Source organism: Pseudomonas sp. MF6394 (assembly GCF_002018845.1).
In the GTDB taxonomy this organism is placed as follows: Bacteria; Pseudomonadota; Gammaproteobacteria; order Pseudomonadales; family Pseudomonadaceae; genus Aquipseudomonas; species Aquipseudomonas lactis.
Genome location: NZ_MVOJ01000017.1, coordinates 125093 through 148867 on the forward strand (window position 1 = coordinate 125093; position 23775 = coordinate 148867).

The window sequence follows — 23775 nt, forward strand, 5'->3', positions numbered from 1 at the left end:
TGTGGGAGCGGGCTTGCCCGCGAAGGCGGCGTGTCAGTCACCGAACCTGCAACTGAACCACCGCTATCGCAGGCAAGCCAGCTCCCATACTGGTTATGGATTGCCACAGAATCAGCGCCTGACACCGATCCCCTGTGGGAGCGGGCTTGCCCGCGAAGGCGGCGTGTCAATCACTGAATCTGTAACTGAACCACCGCTATCGCAGGCAAGCCATCTCCCACATTTTGTTCTGTATGCATCAGTTAAATAGCTGCCCCTCTAAGGACGGCAACTCAACTCCACTCGCTCATAATTCAGCGCCTTATCACGTTGTGGCAACGCATAAGCCGCCTCGCACCGCCGCCCTTGCCAACTAATCACCAGGGTGCCCGTGTCGGCCTCAACCAACGCCAGCGCCTTGCCGCCAGGGTCGGCAATTGCGATCTGCTTGCCCGCGCTGTCTTCCAGCGCCGCGCCAAACGGAATCGGCTGGTGCTGGGCATCGAACAAGGCAAACTGTACACGCCGCCCAGTCTTGCTGGCATAGCGCGCCAGCACCACTGCACCGCGTCGCGGCACCACTTGCTGGGTGGCGTTGTCGATCTCGATATCGGTGCCCAGGTCACGGGTGTCCAGGCTGATCCAATTGACGCGATAGGGTTGCGCGTTGGGCACTACGGCAAAGCCATTGCTGCCGGTCTTGGCGCCGGAGTAACTGCCGATCTTCGCGCCTTTTACCCCTTCGACCTGCGCCAACGCAAAGGTCTCACCCACGGTTTGCCCAAGGTTCATGCCGCCCGCGTGGCCTACCACGGAACCGGCCAGGTTGAGGTTCTGCGAGTTATACCCACGGCCCTGGCTGTAACCGGCACTGATGTCCATCATCGAGGTGCGAGTGCTGAGGTTGGCCGAGCCGGTGCTGCCGCCGGTGCTGCTGTTACCGCCTTGTACCGAGTAATAGGTGTCGCTGTCTTCCGACAGGTAGCCGTTGATGCCCACTTGCGTGGTGTCGCTGGCTTTCTGCGTGCTTGCGGAGACAAAGGCTCGCGGCGCGCGGGGTTTTGAGCCCAGAGGGAAGGACAGCGACAGGTTGACCAGGGTGTCGTTGTTCGCTGGCCCATAGTTGCCGACATCCTTGGTGTAGGTTGCGCCCAGGTTGTAACTCACCTCGCCCCAATAGTTGCTGTAGCCCGCCGACAGGCTTTGCGAACCCCCACGCCCCCAGTAGCGTTGGTCACTAGCGTTCACGTAAATCGTGCCATATTGCTGATTGCGACCAAGGCTCTGGTTGATAGTCAGGTCGGTGCGGGTTTTCGAGTTGCCCGTGCGTTTCTGGCCCTCATGGCTCAGCTCCTCGACGTGATCGCTGAGGGTGCGGTAGCCCTCGGTCGAATAGCGATAAGCGGCGAGGGTGAAGCTGGTGTCGGTGCCGGTAAACGTCTTGGCGTACAAGGCCCGCACACTGTTGCCCGTGACCGCCTGGCCAAAGGTGCGGCTGACCGAATGGGTCACGTCCAGGGACAGCGCACCGATGGGGGTATTGCGCCCGGCGCCGATGGACATCGCCTGGAAATTCTCCGTGGCCTGGGCCCCGATGATCCCGGACAGGTTGCTGCTGATGCCGTAGGCCAGGGTGCTGCTGACGAACTGCGGCGACTTTTGATCATCGCTGTTGCTGTTGTACTGCCCGGCCGACACGCTGTATTTGAGCTGACCCTGGCGCACCATGATTGGCAAGCTGGAAAACGCCTGCACCGTGACCCGGCGTCGGCCATCAGCTTCGATAATCGTCACTTCCAGGTCGCCGTTGGAGCCGCTGGGGTAAATGTCGCTGATCTCGAATGGGCCCGGCGGCACGTTGGCTGTGTAGAGGATGTAGTTATTCTGGCGAATCTCCACGGTCGCGCTGGACTGGGCGATACCGCGAATGATCGGCGCATAACCGCGCTCGCTGTCGGCGCGCATGCCGTCGTCCGAGGCTAGCTTCAAACCGCGATAGCGCACGCTGTCGAACAGGTCGGCGTCAGAGAAAATATCCCCGGCGCTGAACTGGCCCTTCAACGCCGTGACGTCATGTTGCAAGTAGCTGCGGTTGCTCTTGAACGTATTGGGGCGGCCAGTGCTGCTGCTGAAGTTCGATTCGTTGCGCAGCCGCCAGCCGCCCAGGTTGATGCCATTGCGCAGGCCGATGTTGTTGGAGAGCGTGGTCTCACCCAGGTTGCTGTTTCGGCTGCTGCTCAACTGGTAGTTGATGAACGCGGCGGGCACACCATCGTCCCATAAGGCCGGGTCTACATAGCCGCGCCGGCCGCGCTCCATGGCGCTTTGGGGCACACTGACCAGCAAGCGCAGGCGCGGCACGTCGTAGCGCACGCTGGCCTGGTCGATCAGGGCGGGCAGGTTGATGCAGGCGTTGGGGTCATCGCCGGCCAGTTTGCCGGCCGCTTGCAGCCTGGCGATATCGACCCCCAATTGCTGCACCGTCTCAAGGGTCAGGCAGGCCTCGGTTTTGCCCGTGGCCGGGTTGTGAAGAAAGTCGATATCGCGACGGCCCACCAGGGTGTCGTTGCCGTACAGGTCGACCCGGTAGTTGCCGGGCAGCACAGTGCTGCTGGCGAGCAGCGCTTGTACGTCGACGGCGGAGGCTGCTCCCTGCAGGAACGAGGTATTGAAGTGTTCTTCGTCGTCGGCCAGGCAGGCGTTGCTGAAGATCAGGGCCACCGACAGCGGTGCCAATCCTTGGTACTTGAATACAAACATGCAGGAACCCTATATCACCTCCGATACGAACTAACGGAGCGAAGATAAATACAGTGAAAGTGCGACCGCTGGATAAACGGGCGTATTAAGAAGCGTCTTTTATTGCACTGGCCTGCACAGCGGCCGTGTGGGAAAGTTGCACGCTATAACGGTCTTGTGCGCCGTAGTCGTTAATGCTGCGAAACAACAAGTTGGGTGACTGCCCGGGCGTGAAGTGTTTCAGGGTGAACTCTTTTTGTTCGCCGGGCGCAATCATCAATGAATCAAATGGTTGCTCGCGCAGTGCACCCGAGGTCAGGGTGATTTCGGCAATGGACACGTGATACAGACCAGGGTTGTTCACCACCAGCAGACTTTTGCCGCCACGCTCAACCAGACGCCATTTCAATGTGGCGGGTGCCAGGTAAGCCTCGGCCTTGAGCCCGGCAGGGCGGAAGAACACCTTGATGCGCTGGCGCACCGCGAGCTGCAAGGTGTTCTGGGTCTTCGAAGCCTTGGGAATCTCCTGCACGTTGAGCCACATCACCGACTCGCGGTCGGTGGGCATGCCCGTGCCCTCATAGATCACCCGCAACAGTTGCTGTTCGTCGTTGCTCACCCGCACCAAGGGCGGGGTGACGGCAAAGGGTACCGAGGTGGCCTCGCTGCTGTCGGCGTCGATCCAGGACTGGATCAGCACGTCTTCACCGCTGTTACGCACGGTGATGCCGGCTTCCTTGTGCTTGCCGTCGAACACCAGGCGCGTGCTGCTCAACGAGATACCGGCCGTGGCCTGGCTGGCCACCAGCAGGCCCAGCAGGCCCATGCAGAAGGACAATGAGTGACGATAAAACATGATGACTACCGCGCAAAATGAATGAATGTGCAGGGCCGCCTGGCCCTGCACGGACCCGTAAAGCTCGTGCGGGTTATTCGTATTGCAGGGTGAACGGCAGGGTCGCGTCGCCACGACCGGCTACAGCCAGTTTCGGATCGGTACCGGTGGTGACATAGGCGGCCGAGAATTTCAGCGAGGCGTTGCTGTCCTGCAGGTTGCTTTCGATTTTCGCGGTGGCGGGTGAGCTCAGGTCGATCAAGGCGCCATTGCTGTCCAGCAAGGCAATACCGATATTCTTGGCGGCGCCCAGGCCATCGATGACTTTCAACACGCCAGTGCCAGTCACAAGGCCGCTGCCTTTGCCAGAAGTCGGTTGGAAGAGCATGGCCACCTTGGTACCGGCGTTGCAGTTGACCTTCATCTCGAAGTTCTCGGCGCTCAGCGTGCCGCTACCTTTTGGCGCGGTGGAGGTGCCCATGTCCTTGATCGACACTTCACCCATGTTCACCGAAATGGTCTTGTTGGTGCCGGCGCCTTCAACGGAGCAGGCATCGTTGTTGATGGTGCCGGTGAAGTTGATGGTGCCGCTGCCGGCCTTGGTCGGAACAGGGTCGGCTGCCAGGACATTGCCTGCTGCGGCGAAAATCGACAGGGCCAGAAGTGCTCGAGAGAACGTTTTCATGTTGCTTATCCATAATTGGGGTTGAAGCAACACAATAAAGCGTCAGCACTTAGTGGAGAATCAGACGATCCTTAGAAAATAGAAAGTACAATTGTGCCCGAAGTGTTTTTAGTTGAACAAGTTGCGCTCTATGCAATAAGTCAACAGGTCTTGATCACTGCTTACTTCAAGCTTTCGCATCGCCGACACCTTTTGGGTACTGATAGTCTTTGCACTTCTGTTCAACCCGCGCGCAATCTCGTTGACACTTTGTCCCGAAACAAACAACCGCAAAATTTCATGCTCCTTGGGAGACAACCGCGTGAAGCGTTCATCCAGACCCGCACCGTCATCCACGACTGAGATCGGCTGTGGCCAGTTATGGCGAACCGGGTTGCCACGGGCAATAGCTTGGAGCGCGGCCTGGATTTCGTCATGCAGCTGGTTTTTCTGAATCACGGCCAACACCCCGAGCTCTTGCAGGCGCGTCAGGATCAATGGGTTGGAAATCATCGTCAGCACCACCACCCGTATGCTGGGAAAGTGTCGAGTCAGGTACTCCACCAACTTGAGGCCATCACCATAGGGCGAATCGCCGGGCATGTTGAAGTCGGTGACCACCAGGTCCACCGGACCGGACGCCAGCAAGTTGACCAGTTCATTGGAACACACGGCCTCGCCCACCACGCGAAAGCGTGGGTCACGCTCGATCAGTTCGCGCACCCCGACCAGTACGATGGGGTGATCATCGGCAATGACAACGTTGAGGGTATCCATGGGTTGATATTCCAAAGTGAAATTATTCAAGGGTATCGAGCAAAGCGTTCAATCGTGCGAGGTTCTGTTGCACGTCCAGCGCGAGGGCGGGCGTGATGGCCATTCCGGTCAGGCGACATTCCAGTTCGACAAACGCGCTGGCCATCGCCTGAAGCTGTACCGAGCCCACGGCCCCGGCCATGCTGTGCAGTTGCTGCGCCACGGCATTGGCATCACCGCTTCCTAAGGCCGCCAAGGTGGTCTGCACATCCTGGCGCAGGGTGGTGACAAACAGCGCGCGCATTTTTGGTGACAGCGTGGGGTGTTCGACCACTGGCGGCAGGACGATCTGGCAATGTTTCTCCAGTTCGGCGCGCAAGGTCGCCAGGTTCAGCGGCTTGACCAGCCACGCCTGCATGCCGACAGCGGCGCAGCGTTCGCCTTCCTCGCGAAGGGCGTTGGCGGTGATGCCGATGATCGGCAGCGTTTTATCCTGCTGGCGCAGCGCTTCGGCCAACTGGTAGCCGTTCATGAGTGGCATATTCACATCGGTCAACACCAAGTCGTAACGCCCGGGCAGCCACTGCGCCAGGGCTTGTTCGCCATTCGCCGCCACCACCACCGAGCAACCCAGCGCTTCGAGTTGTTCCTTGATCACCGCCGAGTTGATCACATTGTCTTCGGCCACCAATACGCGCAGGTTCAACTGACGGGGTTTTGCCGGGCGCGTGGGTGGGCTGTGCGCGTCGGCATCGTGGTGTGCCAGGACAATTGCGTTGGCAATCGCGCGCACATCGTGGGCATCGACGGCCCAGGCCGAACCTGACAATTGTGGCGGGTTGGGCCCGCCGGGTGTCGCGATGACGTGAGGCCCGAGCCAGGCGGGGGGATTGGCGAGTGGCGCAAGGTCAACCAGCAGCGCCGAGGGCGGCGGCACGTCAGCGGTGACAGCGCGGCTGTCCAGGCCAAACCGCGCCAGCCAGTCGATCAGGTGTTGCGCCAGTTCAGCTACCGGCGCACGTACATACACCGCCGGGGTGCCGGGTGCGAAGGTGGGGCAATCGGCCAGGCTGCCGAGCACAGTTTTCAGGGCCAGGTGCAGGGTAAAGCTGCTGCCCAATCCGGGCTCGCTGACCACCCTCAACTGGCCTTGCATCAGCTCGCACAACCATTTGCAGATGGCCAGGCCCAATCCCGCACCTGCTTGGCTGGTGGCATCGTTGACCTGGTAGAAAGGGTCGAACAAGCGCTGTTGCTGGGCCTGGGAAATTCCCACGCCGGTGTCGCTGACTTGCCACTGCACCTGCGCGTTTTCCAACACCCGCACCCGTAGCACCACTCGACCGTTATCGGTGAACTTGATTGCATTGCTCAACAGGTTATTGAGGATCTGGCGAATGCGCAGCGGGTCGCCGCGCAGCCTGTCCGGCAAGGTTGCGTCGATGCAGGCGTACAGTTGCAAGCCCCTGGCCTGGGCGAAGGCGCTGTAGGTACGCACGCTGTCTTCGGTCAGCTCCAGCGGGCAGAAGTCCTGGTGTTCCAGGATCATTTGCCCGGCTTCGATCTTCGACACGTCCAGCACGTCGCTGATCAACTGGAACAAGGTGGCGGACGAGCGCTGGATAGTGTGCAGGTAATCCTGCTGGCGTGGGGCGAGGGCGGTCAGGCCGAGCAGTTCCAGGGTGCCCAGCACGCCATACAGCGGTGTGCGGATCTCATGGCTCATGGTCGCGAGGAAGCGGCTCTTGGCCTGGTTGGCCGAGTCGGCGGCTTCGCGGGCAGATTCCAGGGCGGCGGCATCTTCGATGTGCCGGGTTACGTCATGCAGCGCGCATAGCCAGGCATCCTGACCCTGGTAGCGCGTAGGCACGAAATCGACGTGCAGGTGACGCCCGTTGATTTCAAGATCGGTCTGCCCGGCCTCGCTGTGCAACTTGAGCAGGCTTATCAATCGTTGGCTGTCATGCCAGGCTTGAGCGCGCTGATTTTGCAGAAGCACTTGGTGATCACTGCGGCGGATCACACACAGGCCGGCGGGTGCCGTGTCGATCACCGTGCGGCTGAACGCCTCGCTTTCAGCGGTGCTGGCATGGGCGCGTTGCGCGGGCAGGATCACCCGTGCGGTGTACCAGCGATTGGCTGCCCGACTGCAGCCGAGCACTGCCAGCACCAGCGCAACCAGGCACAGCAACGGCCACAGCGCGTACTTGAGAAAGCGGTGCAGGCTAATGACGTAGATAGCCGTCCAGTGTTGTTCGCCAGGACTGGTGAGCTTGAACACCAGCCCGTCGCGGCTGAAATTCAAGCCCTTGGCCAGCATTTGTCCGTCTTTCAGAGTGCCTGTTAACACTTGGCCTGCGGGAGTGACCAGGGTGAAGTCATCGTAGATCGACCATTGCAGCAACCGCTCGATGTTATTGATCTGCGCCAGGTTCAACAGCGAGCCCAGCACCACCCGAGTACTGGCCCCCGCGATGGTTGAAAACTCGCCAGGCAGATTGATCTCCACGTAAGCCAGCAGTATCGGTGCAACGTCACCGGGGGCCGCCGGGTAGGGCGCCCAATGCACCTGATTGTCCCTCTGCGAGGTTTTTTTTGTTTCCAGGCGCTGATTCAGTTGGGTCATCACCTCGACCAACGCGTTCACCCGTGTCGGTCCTGCCCCGCGCAGTCGGCCGGCTGAGGGCACCGTCACGTCAAAATTGCCAGGGCCATTGAGCAGCATCACTTGGGGCGACTGATAGTGCGAAGTTGCCCAGAACGCACTGTAATAGGCGGCCAGATAGGTGCCCAGAGCAAAGATGTTGGGGGATTGATCGGCGGTGATCTTGTCCGGATTGATCTTCAAGCTATACGGTAAGGAGAATGGCAGGGCGCGACCTTCATACACGTTCGGCCCCTCTTCGGGCAGTGGTCTTTGCATAGGGGGCGGCAGGGAAGTCGAGGGCTTGATCTCACCTTTGACGCTTTCCAGTGCCGCATTGCGCAGAAAAACCTCGTGCTCGTGGATATTTTCCATCAAGCGGGCGAAGTGGAAGTCCAAGGTATCGCGCTGTTCATCAAGCATGCGCAGCACACCCAGGTAGCTGATGCCCAGCAACAGCGGCACCAGGGCGCCGAGCACCAGCAGGCCTTTATTCAGGCGCGAGGAACTGCTGGCGAGTTTTTCCAGGAAGGCGTTGGGCGGGTGCATTACTGCGCCTGGACGAAGGTGAGGGAGCTGCTTGTGAACACAATGACCTCTATAGCAAGCGACGTTCGGCCACACGCTTGCGCGGATCAATACACGTTCGCCGGCCCGTCATGGGTCAGCAATTGCTGGAACTGATCCGAAGACACGGCGTGGGAAATCAGGAAGCCTTGTACCTGAGTGCAGTCGATCTTACGCAACAGTGCAAGTTCTTGCGCGGTTTCTACGCCTTCGGCCACTACCGTCAGGCCCAATTGGCGGCCCAGGCTGACAATGCTGGTCAGCGCCTGGGCCAGTTCTTCGTTGGCGTTGCAGCCCTGCACCAGCGCTCGGTCGATTTTCAACTCGGTGAAGGGCGCGGACACCAGGTTCATGTACGAGCTGTAGCCCTTGCCAAAATCATCCTGGGACAGGCCGAAACCCTTGATCCGCAAGCGGCAGGCGCCGGCGTAGAAGTTGCTGATGTCATCCGGGACCGAGCATTCCATCAACTCAAAGCAGATGCGCGCGGGCAAACCTTGGTGTGCCAGTACGAAAGCGAGGATGCGATCGGGCAGGTCGTGGCTGTTGAGCAGGTGAGTGGGCAGGTTGATCGACACAGGAATGTCATAGCCGTGTTGGCGCCACTGGGCCTGGGCCACCATCGCCTGTTCCAGCACCCGCCACAACAGGCGTTCTTCGAGGCCGCAGGCAATCAACGCCGGCAGGAACGCGCCGGGCAGCAAGGTGCCGTGGTCGGGGTGAATCCAGCGCACCAGAGCTTCGGCGGCGACGATGCGGCCGTTGTCCAGGGCCTTCTTGGGTTGGAACCAGGCTTGCAGTTCGTGATTGTCCAGGGCATTGACCAGGCTCTGGCGGTCGATGCCGGGTTGGGTTTCGGCGAGCAGGGTGTGGCGCAGCCCCTGCAGTTGATCAATCAGGCAGCGCAGGGCGGCGGCATTGACCGGCTTGGAAATCAGCCCTATGACCTTCACTTGCAGGTTGCTCGCCACCAGGCTGGCGCCCATCAGCATACGGCGCGACGCCGCACTCATGATCGCCAGTGCCGGTCGCGAGGTTTGCGCGGCCAGGCCCTGGATAAATTGCACACCGTCCATGCCGGGCATCAGCAGGTCCGTCAGCACCAGGTCGAAGTCGCGGTTTTTCAGGCAGGCCAGGGCGGCTTCACCGTCCCTGGCAAACGCCAGGTCAAACTCGCCCAAGGTGTTGAACAGGTTCTGCAAGTACAGGTGCTGGAAGGGGTGATCTTCAACAATCAGAATGCTACAGGGTTTCATGGGCAGCTCGTTCGTAGGGAGCCAGGGCGGTGAACAAGGCTCGCAGCGTAAAAGGTTTGATCAGGCAGTGATTCATGCCGGCGGCCAGACACAGGGCGTCTTCACCACGCATGGCGTTGGCGGTGGCGCCGATGATGGGGGTTGTACAACCCAGCTCGCGCAGGGCCTTGGCCAGGTCGTAGCCATTGAGCTTGGGCATATTGACGTCGGTGAGCACAATGTCGAAGCCGCCGTCGTGCCAGAGCGACAAGGCTTCTTCACCATCTCGGGTCAAGGTCACGCTGCACCCAAGCTCTTCGAGCTGGTCGCGCAGGATCAGTTGGTTGATGACGTTGTCTTCTGCCACCAGGATATGCAGGCCCAGCGGGCTCAGCTCGCGCGGTTCGCAGGTTGGTTGGGGCAGGGCTGGTCGGCCGCCCTGGGCATGGCGCACCGCTTGCTGGATCGCCTTCAGGTCATTGAGGTTGACACTCCAGCCATCGCCGCGAAATTGCGGCTCGTAGGCACCGTCGCAACGGGCGATGACCCTTGGCCCCTGCCAGGGCAGGCGTGGGCGGGAGTCCGGCGGATCGGGGTACAGCTCAAGCAACACGCCAGCGGCGTCCGACTCCATCCCCACCGGCACGCCGATTTGCGGCCGGGCGCCCCAGAGGCGCAGCCAACCGCTGATGTTTTGCGCCAGTTCATGCACGGGCGAGACCACGTATACCCTCTCCGCCGTCAGTGTCTGTGGCATGGCCGACAGCAGCCTGGATGAACGTTGTTCCAACGGCGCCGCCAGGGAAAAACTGCTGCCCAGGCCCGGTTCGCTGACCATGCGCAGGGTGCCATTCATCAAGTGGGTCAGGCGCAGGCAAATGGGCAGGCCCAGGCCGGTTCCGGCCATCACATTGTTGTTGCCTGTGGTCTGGTAGAACGGTTCGAAAATAAACGCCTGGTCTTGATGGGCTATCCCCTTGCCGGTGTCCGAGACCTGCCATTGCAGACACACCCGCTCGCCTTCGCGGCTGAGCACCTGGACCCGCAACACCACGCGCCCGGCGTCGGTGAACTTGACGGCATTGCTCAGCAGGTTGTTGAGGATCTGCCGCAGTCGGCTGATATCCCCCAGCAACGGCTCCGGCAGTTGCGGGTCGAGGCAGGCGTACAGTTGCAAGCCTTTGCTCTGCGCTGCGGCGGCGTAGCCCTGCACCACCTCTTGCACCAGGGCCTGCACAGAGAATTCGCTCAGTTCCAAGGCCAGTTGCCCGGCCTCGATTTTCGACACGTCCAGCACATCGCAGATCAACTGCAGCAAGGTGGCGGAAGAACCCTCAATGGTGCGCAGGTAGCTTTTCTGCTGGGCATCCAGATGCGTGCGACCGAGCAACTCCAGGGTTCCAAGCACGCCGTACAGCGGCGTGCGGATTTCGTGGCTCATGGTGGCCAGGAACAGGGTCTTGGCTTCGTTGGCGGCGTCCGCAGATTGGCGCGCCTGTTGCAACGCTGCTTCGATCTGAGTGCGCGCACTGATGTCGCTGAACGCACATAACAGCACATCTTCACCTTTGTAACGGGTGGGGGCGCAGCTCAGGTATAAGTGACGGCCGTCGGCGGTCTCGAAGTAATCCGTGAGGCAGGGCGCCGTGGGGTCGAAGGCATTGCGTATCCAGCCCGGGCCCAATTGCTCGCCGCACTCACCCAGCCATTGTCGGGCTAGGGTGTTATCCAGCACCACCTGGCCATCGGTGCGGCGCAATACGCACAGCGCCACGGGCGCAGTCTGGATCACGTCGCGGCTGAACAGCTCACTTTCCACCAGCGCCTGGAGACGGTGCAGCGCCGGAGTAATGAAGCGGTGCTCCAGGCGGCGGGTCAGCAGGCACACCAGGCTGATACTCAGCAGGCAGAACGCCAGCGCGCCGAAGATTTGCGGCCATAGCGCCTGCACCACGGCGAGCAAATCAATGGAGTAGGTGAGTTGCCAATCCGAGGACTTCAACTGCTTGCGCAACACCAACTGTTCGGGAAACCAGCCAGCGCCGACAAACCCGAAGAAGTCCTGTTGCCGCAGCAGTGGCAAGTTCTGCCCAGGCGGAGGTGTATGGCTATTGCTGAACAGCGCCATGCCCTCGGCGTTGAACATCGTGAACTCGCCGGCACTGTGGTCGTTCAAGGCACTGGAGACTTCGTGGTCGTCCATTTCCAGGCCGAGCCAGCCGGAGTTCACGTCCCGCTCGTCCAGGCGAATAAAGATATACAACCGTGAATGCCCATTGGACGCATGGGTCAGCCATAACTCTTGAAGAGTTTTCGACGTCTTGAGGGCGGTCAGTTGATTGAGCATGCCCTGGGAAAACACGGTGGTGACCGGTGCGGTGCTGTACAGCCGCAGCACACAGCCCTCGGTGTCGACATACAGCAGGTTGAGCTGCTTGGCCTTCAGGTAGTCACGCATGCGCTGGGTCAGCCAGATGCTCCATTGCTGGCCCGGTGTTTGCCCCAGCAACAGGCGGATCTCCTCATCGGATACCGGCGCGTTCAGTTCGGTTTTACGCGTGGCTGATAAGCTCAGACTCTCCAACAGCGCTTCACGGGTGGTGAAAAAGGTATGCGCTTCAGCTATGGCGCTGCTCATGTAGCTGCGCCGCTGGGAGATTTCATTGTTGAAGGTAAACAGCAAAAAGCTGTACACGCCACCGAGAATCCCTACCAGCAGTACCAGCGCAAAAACGCGCAACAGCCGGCGCGCGGCGTTGGGGTTGGAAAGGACCGGGCTGATCTGGTGGAGGTAGTTCTTTAATCTCATCCCGGCACTTTAGGGAAGGCCAGGTGTAGGGAAAATCAGACGATCCTTAGATTGTTACAGGTAGTTCACGATGAAGGTCACATCCGTGTTGGCGCTGCCCGCCTTCAGGGTGCCGGTGGGCAAGCGGTAATACGCCGCCGACAGGGGGATCTGGAAATGGGTGCCAGTGGGGCTGAAGGCATTGAACGGGTAGGTGGTGTCCAGTGCGCTGTGCTGCTCCGGCTTTTTTCGAAGTCCTTAAGCTGATAGTCGTCGCCCATGGCGACCGGGACGGCGGGTGTCTGGCAGGAGGCTTTATTGACTACGATCGGGTTGCTCAGGTTGAATATTTTCAGTATCAGGTAATCGTTGCTCAGGGTGGCCAGGTTGCCTGCATCAATCTTGGCTTTTTCCGCCAGTGGGCCGGTCTTCAAGATTTCCAGCCTCACCCCCCCCCGCGCTGCCGATGGCATAGGTTCTGTCCGCAGATGGGATGGGTTGATATCCTGGTTCATAGCGATCTGTACCCGTCATCCAGATACGGAAGGAAAGCCCAGATTTGCCAAGCGGGAAAGTCGTCTGCTTGGCGAACGTGTCGCCCGGGACGGGATTGATCAAAATGCCATACCTCGAGTTATCCCTGCAGTACCAGGTGTGACCGGTGCTTTGCAGCGTCTCAGTAGACGCGCTTTTAAGTACTTCATGGGCAGGGCTATACGAGTTGTTCCAGAATCTCCTACCTTAACTAGCACAGATACCGTAGCCCATCAGGCAATCCTTAGACCTCATGCTCATCCCTCAACTACCAAGCAACCTAATTATTCCATTTGACATTCGCTGCCTAAGCAGTAATATCTCGTCACACATTCACTGCCTAGGCAGTAATAAGGTGACTTTCGATGCCTCACTTCACCCCTGACAACTTCCACAACTGCCACCTCGGCCTGTTGCTGGGCCGCGCCGCGATTCTCAAGGACCGCATCATCGACACCCATATGGAACCCCACGGCATCACCGCCGCGCAGTTCAAGGTGTTGATCATCATGGCCCAGTTCGGCGTCGATACCCCGGCGGAGCTGTGCCGCAACCTGTCCCTGGACAGCGGTTCGATGACGCGGATGCTCGACCGGCTGGAGCAAAAAGACCTGCTCAGCCGCAAGCGTTCCGAGCTAGATCGTCGCCAGGTGCAGTTGGTATTGACCGCCGAAGGCCAGCGCCTGGCGGACATGCTGCCGCACATCGGTGCCAAGGCCCTGAACCAGTTGGCCGGTGTGCTTGAGCCGGGCGAGCTGGAAACCCTGGAGCGGATTCTGAAGAAAATGCTGATCGCTGCGGGTGACCCCATCACGATCCAGCGGGTAGGTAGATCATGAACACACGCGCACTCAGCCTGGTGCTGGCGGCGATGACGTTGGCCGGTTGCGCCAACTACAGCGGCCTCGACACCCAGGGTCAGCGGCTGGACGCCAACACCCTGCAAACCGGTAAATCCCTCAGCGGCGTGACGCTGTCGAGCGCCGCTTGGCCGGCCGCTGACTGGTGGAAAAGCCTCGGCGACCCACAGCTTGACGGCCTGATCCAGGAAGCCCTGCAGAACAGCCCCGACATGCAAGTCGCCGATGCCCGTGCCCACCAGGCCGAAGCCGCCGCCTATGCCGCTAACGCCGCCCGTATGCCGACGGTGGATGCCAGCGCCGGTGTGAGCCGCTCGCGCCTGGCCAAGGACCAAGACCCCCGCGGGCAGGGCGATGCCTATTCGACGGTGCGCAACATCGGCGCCAGTTTCAATTACAACTTCGACCTCTGGGGCGGCCAGCGCGCCGCCTGGGAAGCGGCGTTGGGCGAGGCCCGTGCTGCCGAAGTCGACCAGCAGGCCGCGCGCCTGACCCTGGCCGCCAACGTGGCCAAGGCCTACAGCGATCTGGGCCAGGCCCATATCGTGCGTGACCTGGCCGTCGATGACCTCAAGCGTACCCGCCAGATGCTCGACCTGAGCAAGCGCCGCCTGAGTTCCGGTATCGACAGCGAGTACCAGTACCAGCAGACCGAGAGCCTGGAAGCCAGCTCCCAGTCGCAACTGATTGACGCGGAAAAACAACTGCAAAGCGCCAAGATCGCCCTCGCCGTATTGCTCGGCAAAGGCCCGGACCGTGGTGACGAGTTGGCCCGCCCAGCGGTGCTCAAGCCCAGCGCCGTGGCCGTGCCGGCGGTATTGCCTGCCGAGCTGCTCGGTCGTCGCCCGGACCTGGTCGCCGCACGCTGGCGAGTGGAGGCGGCGAGCAAGAACATCGACGCCAGCAAAACCCGCTTCTACCCCAACCTCAATCTGAGCGCGAGTGCCGGTGCCGAGTCGTTGCTGGGCGATGCGATGTTCGGTTCGGCCAGCCGCTTCTTCAACATTGCGCCGACGATCTCGTTGCCGATTTTTGACGGCGGCCGCCTGCGCGCCGACCTCGATGCCCGGGATGCCGACTACGACCTGGCCGTGGCCCAGTACAACAAAACCCTGGTGCAAGCCTTGGGTGATATCGGCAACAGCCTCTCGCAACTGCGCGACACCGGGCGGCAGATCCAGGCCCAGCAACACGCGGCCGACATCGCGCAGCAGTCCTACGACACCGGGGTGCAACGCTACAGCTCAGGCATCGGTAACTACCTGGATGTGCTCAGCATCGAGCAGCAGTTGCTGCAGGCCCAGCGTCAGCTGGCCACCCTGAATGCGGCGCAGATCGACCTGTCGATTCAATTGATGCAGGCCCTGGGTGGCGGGTACCACGCCAACAGCGTGGCCGCGACCACCCCAGCTACACGCACGGAATAATTTGAGGTATTTGTCATGGCCACTGCCGAAAGCACCAACGCAACCGAACAACCCAAAGACACCAACCCGCGCAAACGCAAAGTGATGCTGATCGGCCTGGCGCTGATCGTCATCCTCAGTGTGGTCGGCGTGTGGGCCTGGTATGAATTCTACGGGCGCTTCAATGAAAGCACCGACGACGCCTATGTGAGCGGCAACGTGGTGGAAATCACCCCGCTGGTCACCGGCACCGTGGTCAGCATTGGCGCCGACGATGGCGACCTGGTGCACGAAGGCCAAGTGTTGATCAACTTCGACCCCAACGACGCCGCCGTCGGCCTTCAGAGTGCCCAGGCCAACCTGGCCCGCACCGTGCGCCAGGTACGCGGTTTGTACAGCAACGTCGATGGTATGAAAGCCCAGGTCAATGCGCAGAAAGCCGATGTGCAAACCGCCCAGGACAACTACAACCGCCGCAAGACCCTGGCCCAGGGTGGCGCGATTTCCCAGGAAGAACTGTCCCACGCCCGCGACAGCCTGACCGCCGCCAAGAACGCCTTGACCAACCTTGAGCAACAACTGAAAACCACCAATGCCCTGGTGGATGACACGGTGATTTCGTCCCATCCCGATGTGCAAGCGGCCGCCGCGCAACTGCGCCAGGCGTACCTGACCAATGCCCGCAGCACCTTGATCGCGCCGGTCACCGGCTATGTGGCCAAGCGCACCGTGCAACTGGGCCAGCGCGTGCAGCCGGGTACCGCGTTGATGGCGGTGATCCCGCTGGACCAGCTGTGGATCGATGCCAACTTCAAGGAAACCCAACTGCGGGATATGCGCATCGGCCAGCCGGTGGATATCGAGTCGGATATCTACGGCAGCGACGTGAAGTACAGCGGCACCGTCGACAGCCTCGGCGCCGGCACCGGCAGCGCGTTCGCCTTGCTGCCTGCACAGAACGCCACCGGCAACTGGATCAAGATCGTGCAGCGGGTACCGGTGCGCATCCATATCAACGCCGAAGAGCTGGCCAAGCACCCGCTGCGGGTGGGCTTGAGCACCGTGGTCAACGTCGACCTGCACGACCAGAGCGGCCCGGTGCTGGCGCAGCAGGCGCCGCAAAAAGCTTCGTTCACCACCAACGTGTATGACCGCCAATTGGCCGAGGCCGATGCCATGATCAACCAGTTGATCCATGACAACAGCGTCGCCGCTCCCAAGGCTGCGCAACGCTGATGAGCAATAACGCCTCGTTCACGCCACCCAGCCTGTTGATGGCCACTATTGGCCTGTCGCTGGCGACCTTTATGCAGGTGCTCGACACCACCATCGCCAACGTGGCGTTGCCGACCATCTCCGGCAACCTGGGGGTGAGTTCGGAGCAGGGCACCTGGGTGATCACTTCGTTTGCGGTGAGCAACGCCATCGCCTTGCCGCTCACCGGTTGGTTGAGCCGGCGCTTTGGTGAGGTGAAGCTGTTTTTGTGGGCGACCCTGTTGTTTGTGCTGGCGTCGTTCCTATGCGGTATCTCCACCTCGATGCCTGAGTTGATCGGCTTTCGGGTCCTGCAAGGCTTGGTGGCGGGGCCGCTGTACCCCATGACCCAGACCTTGTTGATTGCGGTCTACCCACCCGCCAAGCGCGGCATGGCCCTGGCGTTATTGGCGATGGTCACGGTGGTAGCGCCGATTGCCGGGCCGATCCTTGGTGGCTGGATCACCGACAGCTACAGTTGGCCGTGGATCTTTTTCATCAACGTGCCCATCGGGATCTTCGCGGTGATGGTGGTGCGTGCGCAGCTGAAAAAACGCCCGGTGGTCACCAGCTACCAGCCGATGGACTACGTAGGGCTGCTGAGCCTGATCGTCGGGGTTGGCGCCTTGCAGATCATCCTCGACAAGGGCAATGACCTGGACTGGTTCGAGTCCAACTTCATCATCATTGGTGCGGCCATTTCGGTGATCGCCCTGGCGGTGTTCGTGATCTGGGAGATGACCGACAAGCACCCGGTGGTCAACCTGCGGCTGTTCGCGCACCGTAACTTCCGGATCGGCACCATTGTGTTGATCCTCGGTTATGCGGGCTTTTTCGGCATCAACCTGATCCTGCCGCAGTGGCTGCAAACCCAGATGGGCTACACCGCCACCTGGGCCGGGCTGGCGGTGGCGCCCATCGGCATTTTGCCGGTGCTGATGTCGCCGTTCGTGGGCAAGTACGCGCACAAGTTCGACCTGCGCCTGCTGGCGGGCCTGGCGTTCCTGGCGATTGGCTTGAGCTGCTTTATGCGCGCCGGTTTCACCAACGAAGTGGACTTTACCCACATCGCCATGGTGCAGTTGTTCATGGGCATCGGCGTGGCGCTGTTCTTCATGCCGACCTTGAGCATCCTGATGTCCGACCTGCCGCCGCACCAGATTGCCGATGGCGCGGGGCTGGCGACCTTCCTGCGTACCTTGGGCGGCAGCTTCGCGGCGTCGCTGACCACCTGGATCTGGATCCGCCGGGCCGACCAGCACCATGCGTACATGAGCGAGAACATGACCGTCTACGACTCGACCACCCGCGATGCGTTGCAGGCGCTGGGCGGGGCAGGGCAGAAGACCTATACCCAACTGGACCAGATCCTCACCAGCCAGGCGTACATGATGTCCACCGTGGATTACTTCACGTTGCTGGGGTGGATGTTCATGGGCTTGATGTTGCTGGTGTGGCTGGCCAAGCCGCCGTTTACGGCGAAGGCCGGGCCTGCGGCGTCGGGGCACTGATTTGAGGGTGTACTCAGTCAAAAGTGTGGGAGCGGGCTTGCTCGCGAATGCGGTGTATCAGTCACAGCTATATCGACTGACACTCAGCATTCGCGAGCAAGCCCGCTCCCACAGTTGGATCTCTGTTCACATTGACCGGTGTTGTGCTTGATCAGGCGCCAGGCAATGCCAACTGCGGATTGACGAAGTCAAACGCCGCCAGCTGAAACCCTTGCTCATCCACCTGCAACGCCCAGCCTTGCTTGTCCCAGTCCCCCAGCACAATGCGCTTGGCCGCCTTGTCGCCGATCTGCAACTTATGGATGGCGGGGCGGTGGGTATGGCCGTGGACCAGGGTGCGCACGCCAAACTGCCGCATCACCCGTGGCACTTCTTCAGGCGTGACATCGACAATGTCATTGGCCTTCATGCGCACCTGGGCGCTGCTCTCACTGCGCAACTTGCGCGCCAGTTTGTGGCGGGTGCCCAAGGGCAGGTGGCGCAGGATAAACAGCACAATCGGGTTACGCAGGATGCGCCGCAGCTTCATATAGCCGAGGTCGCGGGTGCAGAGGCTGTCGCCGTGCATCAACAGCACAGGCTCGCCATATAACTGCACGACCGTCGGGTCCTTGAGCAAGGTAGCGCCTGCCGCTTTGCAGAACGCCTTGCCGATCAGGAAATCGCGGTTGCCGTGCATGATGAAAATCGGGGTGCCGCTGTCGCTCAGCTCGCGTAGAGCCGCGCAGATGGAACGCTGGAAGGGGGTCATGCCATCGTCGCCAATCCAGGCTTCGAAGAAGTCCCCCAGAATGTACAACGCCTGGGCGCCACGGGCGCGGCCGTGGAGCAGATCCAGAAACGCCCGGGTAATGTCCGGGCGTTCCTCTTCCAGATGCAAGTCTGAAATCAGCAATATCACGCTTCGATGATCTCGGCTTTCTCGACGATCACGTCTTCGGCTGGAACGTCCTGGTGACCGGCCTTGGAGGTGGTCGATACGCCTTTGATCTTGTCGACAACGTCGGTGCCTTGGGTGACTTTACCGAACACTGCGTAGCCCCAACCCTGCACGTTCTTGCCGCTGTGGTTCAGGAAGGCGTTGTCGGCGACGTTGATGAAGAACTGCGCGGAGGCCGAATGCGGCTCCATGGTACGGGCCATGGCGACGGTGTACTTGTCGTTGGAAAGGCCGTTGTCCGCTTCGTTCTGGATGCTTGGACGCTTGTCTTTCTTCTCTTTCATGCCAGGCTCGAAACCGCCGCCCTGGATCATGAAGTTGCCGATGACACGGTGGAAAACGGTGTTTTCGTAGTGGCCGGCTTTGACGTATTCGATGAAGTTGGCGACGGTGATCGGCGCTTTCTCGGCGTTCAGCTCGATGACGATGTCACCGTGGTTGGTGGTCAGTTTGACTTGAGTCATGTTCGCTACTCTTTTCAGGGAATTCGTGGGTGTGGGCGCCTGGGCACCTTACCTGTCTGGCTAAACGACGGCCAAGGCGCGCAGTTTAGCGTGCCCTGCGGGAATTTCGAGGTGGTTTTTTACCGCCCGGGCAATTAATTGGCCGCGCTCTGTATGTGTCTTGACTGCTTCGGCTATTATGAGCCCTTTGTTTTATCTGGCCCCACCTGGCCACGCACCTGTCTGTTCAAGGATCCTATGAGCAAGCCCACTGTCGACCCTACCTCGAATACCAAGGCCGGACCTGCCGTCCCGGTCAATTTCCTGCGCCCGATCATCCAGGCGGACCTGGATTCGGGCAAGCACACGCAGATCGTCACCCGTTTCCCGCCTGAGCCCAACGGCTACCTGCACATCGGCCACGCCAAGTCGATCTGTGTGAACTTCGGCCTGGCCCAGGAGTTCGGTGGCGTCACGCACCTGCGTTTCGACGACACCAACCCGGCCAAGGAAGACCAGGAATACATCGACGCCATCGAAAGCGACATCAAGTGGCTGGGCTTCGAATGGTCCGGTGAAGTGCGCTATGCCTCCAAGTATTTCGACCAGTTGTTCGACTGGGCTGTCGAGCTGATCAAGGCCGGCAAGGCCTATGTGGACGACCTGACCCCGGAGCAGGCCAAGGAGTACCGTGGCACGCTGACCGAACCGGGCAAGAACAGCCCGTTCCGCGACCGTTCGGTGGAAGAGAACCTGGACTGGTTCAACCGTATGCGCGCCGGCGAATTCGCGGACGGCGCCCGCGTGTTGCGCGCCAAGATCGACATGGCCTCGCCGAACATGAACCTGCGCGACCCGATCATGTACCGCATCCGCCATGCCCATCACCACCAGACCGGTGACAAATGGTGCATCTACCCGAACTACGACTTTACCCACGGTCAGTCGGACGCCATCGAAGGCATCACCCACTCCATCTGCACCCTGGAGTTCGAAAGCCATCGCCCGCTGTACGAATGGTTCCTGGACAGCCTGCCGGTCCCGGCGCACCCGCGTCAGTACGAGTTCAGCCGCCTGAACCTGAACTACACCATCACCAGCAAGCGCAAGCTCAAGCAACTGGTCGATGAAAAACACGTACATGGCTGGGATGACCCGCGCATGTCCACCCTGTCGGGCTTCCGTCGCCGTGGCTACACCCCGGCCTCGATCCGCAACTTCTGCGACATGGTCGGCACCAACCGTTCCGACGGTGTGGTCGATTTCGGCATGCTGGAATTCAGCATCCGCCAGGACCTGGATGCCAACGCCCCGCGCGCCATGTGCGTGCTGCGCCCGTTGAAAGTTGTGATCACCAACTACCCGGAAGGCCAGGTCGAGAACCTCGAACTGCCGCGTCACCCGCAGAAAGAAGAGCTGGGCGTGCGCAAATTGCCGTTCGCCCGCGAAATCTACATCGACCGTGATGACTTCATGGAAGAGCCGCCAAAAGGCTACAAGCGCCTGGAGCCGAACGGCGAAGTGCGCCTGCGCGGCAGCTACGTGATCCGTGCGGACGAAGCGATCAAGGACGCCGATGGCAACATCGTCGAGCTGCGTTGCTCGTACGACCCGGACACCCTGGGCAAGAACCCTGAAGGCCGCAAGGTCAAGGGCGTGGTCCACTGGGTGCCGGCCGCTGCCAGCATCGAGTGCGAAGTGCGCCTGTACGATCGTCTGTTCCGCTCGCCAAACCCTGAAAAGGCTGAAGACAGCGCCAGTTTCCTCGACAACATCAACCCTGACTCCCTGCAAGTACTCACTGGTTGTCGTGCCGAGCCATCGCTTGGCGACGCACAGCCGGAAGACCGTTTCCAGTTCGAGCGCGAAGGCTACTTCTGCGCGGATATCAAGGACTCGAAACCTGGTGCTCCGGTATTCAACCGTACCGTGACCTTGCGAGATTCGTGGGGCCAGTGATTTAAGGGAAACATCGTGCTAACGATCTACAACACGCTCAGCAAGACCAAAGAAGTCTTCAAGCCGCTGGATGGCAACAAGGTGCGCATGTACGTGTGCGGCATGACCGTGTACGACTACTGCCACATCGGCCACGGCCGCAGCATGGTTGCCTTCGACCTGGTGACCCGCTGGTTGCGTTTCAGCGGCTATGACTTGACGTACGTGCGCAACATCACCGACATCGACGACAAGATCATCAACCGTGCCAACGAAAACGGTGAGTCGTTTGATGCGCTGACCGAGCGCATGATCGCCGCCATGCACGAGGACGAGGCGCGCCTCAACATCCTCAAGCCGGACATGGAACCGCGTGCCACGGACCACATTCCTGGCATGCACGCGATGATCCAGACCTTGATCGACAAGGGCTACGCCTACGCCCCGGGCAACGGCGACGTGTACTACCGCGTCGCCAAGTTCATGGGTTACGGCAAGCTGTCGCGCAAGAAGATCGAAGACCTGCGCATCGGCGCACGTATCGAAGTCGACGAAGCCAAGCAGGACCCGCTCGACTTCGTGCTGTGGAAAGCCACCAAGCCGGGCGAGCCGAGCTGGGAGTCGCCCTGGGGCGCCGGGCGTCCGGGCTGGCACATCGAATGCTCGGTGATGTCCACCTGCTGCCTGGGCGAGACCTTCGACATTCATGGCGGCGGCAGCGACCTGGAGTTCCCGCACCACGAAAACGAAATCGCCCAGAGCGAAGCTGCCACTGGCAAGACCTACGCCAATGCCTGGATGCACTGCGGCATGATCCGCATCAATGGCGAGAAGATGTCCAAGTCCTTGAACAACTTCTTCACCATCCGCGACGTGCTGGAAAAGTACCACCCGGAAGTGGTGCGCTACCTGCTGGTGTCCAGCCATTACCGCAGCGCCATCAACTACTCCGAAGACAACCTCAAGGACGCCAAAGGCGCCCTGGAGCGTTTCTACCACGCGTTGAAAGGCCTGCCCGCGGTTGCACCGGCTGGCGGCGAAGCCTTCGTGGCACGCTTCACCGAAGTGATGAACGACGACTTCGGCACCCCGGAAGCTTGCGCCGTGCTGTTTGAGATGGTGCGCGAGATCAACCGCCTGCGCGAGACCGATATCGACGCAGCGGCGGGCCTGGCGGCACGCCTGAAAGAACTGGCCAGCGTGCTGGGCGTGTTGCAGATGGAAGCCGATGACTTCCTGCAAGCGGGCGCTGAAGGGCGTGTGGATGCCGCTGAGGTAGATGCACTGATCCAGGCACGTCTGGCGGCTCGCACCAATAAAGACTGGGCGGAATCCGACCGTATCCGCGACCAACTGACCGCGATGGGTGTGGTGTTGGAAGACGGCAAGGGTGGGACGACGTGGCGGTTGGCTGACTGACCGTTGATAGCTGCACGCTGAATAAAAAACGCCCCGACTGGTTCGGGGCGTTTTTTTGCACACTGTTTAACGTTTCACTCGATCCACTGTGGGAGCTGGCTTGCCTGCGATGACGTAGTGTCAGTTACCGAAAATGTTGGCTGACCCGCTGCAATCGCAGGCAAGCCAGCTCCCACATTTTTTACCGTGCCCACTTTGCGAACTCTTCCGTTTCAGATTTATGTGTGAGTTGGATGGTCTTTGAGGCTTAGTGTTTTATCCACCATTAACTGGATCCCCTCCAGCATTCGACAAATCCCCAGAGCCACGCTGCGAGGATTGCCGTCGATCTCAAAAGCCAAGTGGCTTGCCAGTGCATGAACCGACGCTAGATCCTCCGATGCGTTGACCAGCAGCGTCTCGACGTCTAGTCCTTCGCGCACGGTAAACAAGCCATGGCCCTCAGCAGACGGCTCTGGTTTCTCAGACGGATTCAGATAGTGGTTGATTGCTCGATGAGCAGCAGGGTGACGCGTGATTGAATCTGAAGGTGTATTAGGACTGTCTTTAATCATGGCGAAGCTCCTAGAGTATTGGAGTCACCACCCCTCGCTGCGAAACGATATTGGGGTGGCAGCTGTACGCAGGTTCGCAGACCGGGACTCTAGGCACCCGGCATACCCGAAGGTATCCCGCGCACAGCCGCCATAACATCAGGCATAAAAAAGCGCCCGCTATCTTGAGGTGGACGCTGTGCGTCTAGAGTTTAACCGAGCTGCGAAACCCGGTCGCTGAATTTGCAGCGACCGCCGAAGATTAGGCAGGCATCTTCCGAGGGGCAACCCTAAAACGCTGTCGGAAATTTCTGGCTGGGCGTCGATGCTTAGATGGATCAGGTGCCAGCTGAGGTAATGGTTACCGCCAAGAACCGCTTTGCTGATCGACCGGGCGCTTCCCGGTGTGGCGCGTAGCGCGATGATGCTGAGCTGGCGCAATGGGCGGCGCGTATCTGCTCGATTGCCTGGCGCCAAACCAAATGTGGGAGCTGGCTTGCCTGCGATTGCCATAGGTATCTACACAACTTTGTGGGTTGTAACAGCAAACGGTAACCACGATGCGAAGCGAGTCGCTCTTGATCTGCTGTTGATCTTGATCTTAGGCGCCCCGTTAAACCACGCTGGCCGGAATTCGACAGGGATTTGGGGGGTAAACCGGCAGGGATGCCGGTTTAGCCGCCCCGCGCCATGGATGGCGCGTGGCGGCGGCCCCCCAAATCACTGGCGG

The 23775-nt window shown here is 60.5% G+C and carries 17 protein-coding genes; 6 read left to right on the forward strand and 11 right to left on the reverse strand.

Annotation, left to right across the window (positions count from 1 at the left end; translation table 11 throughout):
* Positions 1-258: 258 nt before the first annotated feature.
* The 8 genes from MF6394_RS18645 to MF6394_RS34175 all read right to left on the reverse strand — a co-directional run bounded on the left by MF6394_RS18645 (position 259) and on the right by MF6394_RS34175 (position 12722).
* On the reverse strand, positions 259-2739 hold the full coding sequence (locus MF6394_RS18645) for a fimbria/pilus outer membrane usher protein (RefSeq protein WP_078467245.1): 2481 nt from the start codon (positions 2737-2739) through the stop codon (positions 259-261).
* Between the two features lie 85 nt (positions 2740-2824).
* Positions 2825-3574, reverse strand: coding sequence for a fimbrial biogenesis chaperone (locus MF6394_RS18650; RefSeq protein ID WP_078467256.1), 750 nt, complete (start codon positions 3572-3574; stop codon positions 2825-2827).
* Between the two features lie 73 nt (positions 3575-3647).
* Positions 3648-4238, reverse strand: coding sequence for a fimbrial protein (locus MF6394_RS18655; RefSeq protein WP_032896599.1), 591 nt, complete (start codon positions 4236-4238; stop codon positions 3648-3650).
* A 108-nt stretch (positions 4239-4346) separates the two neighbouring features.
* The gene (locus tag MF6394_RS18660; RefSeq protein ID WP_032896601.1) at positions 4347-4994 is read right to left on the reverse strand and encodes a response regulator; all 648 of its coding nucleotides are present in this window, start codon (positions 4992-4994) and stop codon (positions 4347-4349) included.
* A gap of 22 nt (positions 4995-5016) precedes the next feature.
* Positions 5017-8166 carry a hybrid sensor histidine kinase/response regulator gene (locus MF6394_RS18665; RefSeq protein ID WP_032896603.1) on the reverse strand — a complete coding sequence of 1050 codons (3150 nt, stop codon included), beginning with the start codon at positions 8164-8166 and terminating at the stop codon, positions 5017-5019.
* A gap of 86 nt (positions 8167-8252) precedes the next feature.
* Complete coding sequence (locus MF6394_RS18670) at positions 8253-9440, reverse strand: EAL domain-containing response regulator (RefSeq protein ID WP_078467246.1); 1188 nt, start codon at positions 9438-9440, stop codon at positions 8253-8255.
* Complete coding sequence (locus MF6394_RS18675; RefSeq protein WP_069558151.1) at positions 9427-12228, reverse strand: ATP-binding protein; 2802 nt, start codon at positions 12226-12228, stop codon at positions 9427-9429. The genes MF6394_RS18670 and MF6394_RS18675 overlap by 14 nt, the downstream gene beginning before the upstream one ends.
* Positions 12229-12332: 104 nt before the next feature.
* Entirely contained in the window at positions 12333-12722 is a 390-nt protein-coding gene (locus MF6394_RS34175) for a hypothetical protein (RefSeq protein WP_161952171.1), read from the reverse strand.
* A gap of 384 nt (positions 12723-13106) precedes the next feature.
* Here MF6394_RS34175 and MF6394_RS18680 point away from each other — a divergent pair, with 384 nt between their 5' ends.
* From MF6394_RS18680 to MF6394_RS18695, 4 genes are read left to right on the forward strand one after another with little or no spacing between them, the layout of a single operon-like run.
* Positions 13107-13580: a MarR family winged helix-turn-helix transcriptional regulator gene (locus tag MF6394_RS18680; RefSeq protein WP_014718945.1), complete on the forward strand. Its 474-nt coding sequence runs from the start codon at positions 13107-13109 to the stop codon at positions 13578-13580.
* Entirely contained in the window at positions 13577-15028 is a 1452-nt protein-coding gene (locus MF6394_RS18685; RefSeq protein WP_078467247.1) for an efflux transporter outer membrane subunit, read from the forward strand. Before MF6394_RS18680 ends, MF6394_RS18685 begins: the two co-directional genes overlap by 4 nt.
* A gap of 15 nt (positions 15029-15043) precedes the next feature.
* Positions 15044-16243 (forward strand): HlyD family secretion protein, encoded by a 1200-nt coding sequence (locus tag MF6394_RS18690; protein ID WP_078467248.1) that lies wholly within the window; start codon positions 15044-15046, stop codon positions 16241-16243.
* Positions 16243-17772 carry a DHA2 family efflux MFS transporter permease subunit gene (locus tag MF6394_RS18695; RefSeq protein WP_047711169.1) on the forward strand — a complete coding sequence of 510 codons (1530 nt, stop codon included), beginning with the start codon at positions 16243-16245 and terminating at the stop codon, positions 17770-17772. Before MF6394_RS18690 ends, MF6394_RS18695 begins: the two co-directional genes overlap by 1 nt.
* A 151-nt stretch (positions 17773-17923) precedes the next feature.
* Here MF6394_RS18695 and lpxH read toward each other — a convergent pair whose 3' ends face one another.
* Together lpxH and MF6394_RS18705 are read right to left on the reverse strand one after the other, a co-directional pair.
* Positions 17924-18673 (reverse strand): UDP-2,3-diacylglucosamine diphosphatase, encoded by a 750-nt coding sequence (gene lpxH, locus MF6394_RS18700; RefSeq protein WP_047711168.1) that lies wholly within the window; start codon positions 18671-18673, stop codon positions 17924-17926.
* Positions 18670-19176 (reverse strand): peptidylprolyl isomerase, encoded by a 507-nt coding sequence (locus MF6394_RS18705; protein WP_014718940.1) that lies wholly within the window; start codon positions 19174-19176, stop codon positions 18670-18672. The genes lpxH and MF6394_RS18705 overlap by 4 nt, the downstream gene beginning before the upstream one ends.
* Positions 19177-19413: 237 nt before the next feature.
* Between MF6394_RS18705 and MF6394_RS18710 the strand changes: the two genes are divergently transcribed.
* Both MF6394_RS18710 and cysS read left to right on the forward strand, forming a co-directional pair.
* A complete protein-coding gene (locus tag MF6394_RS18710) occupies positions 19414-21114 on the forward strand; it encodes a glutamine--tRNA ligase/YqeY domain fusion protein (protein ID WP_047711167.1) in 1701 nt (566 codons plus the stop codon).
* Between the two features lie 15 nt (positions 21115-21129).
* Positions 21130-22512, forward strand: a complete 1383-nt coding sequence (cysS, locus tag MF6394_RS18715) for a cysteine--tRNA ligase (RefSeq protein WP_034127906.1) — start codon at positions 21130-21132, stop codon at positions 22510-22512.
* A gap of 218 nt (positions 22513-22730) precedes the next feature.
* Here cysS and MF6394_RS18720 read toward each other — a convergent pair whose 3' ends face one another.
* Positions 22731-23066 (reverse strand): DUF6124 family protein, encoded by a 336-nt coding sequence (locus tag MF6394_RS18720; RefSeq protein ID WP_078467249.1) that lies wholly within the window; start codon positions 23064-23066, stop codon positions 22731-22733.
* Positions 23067-23775: the final 709 nt, after the last annotated feature.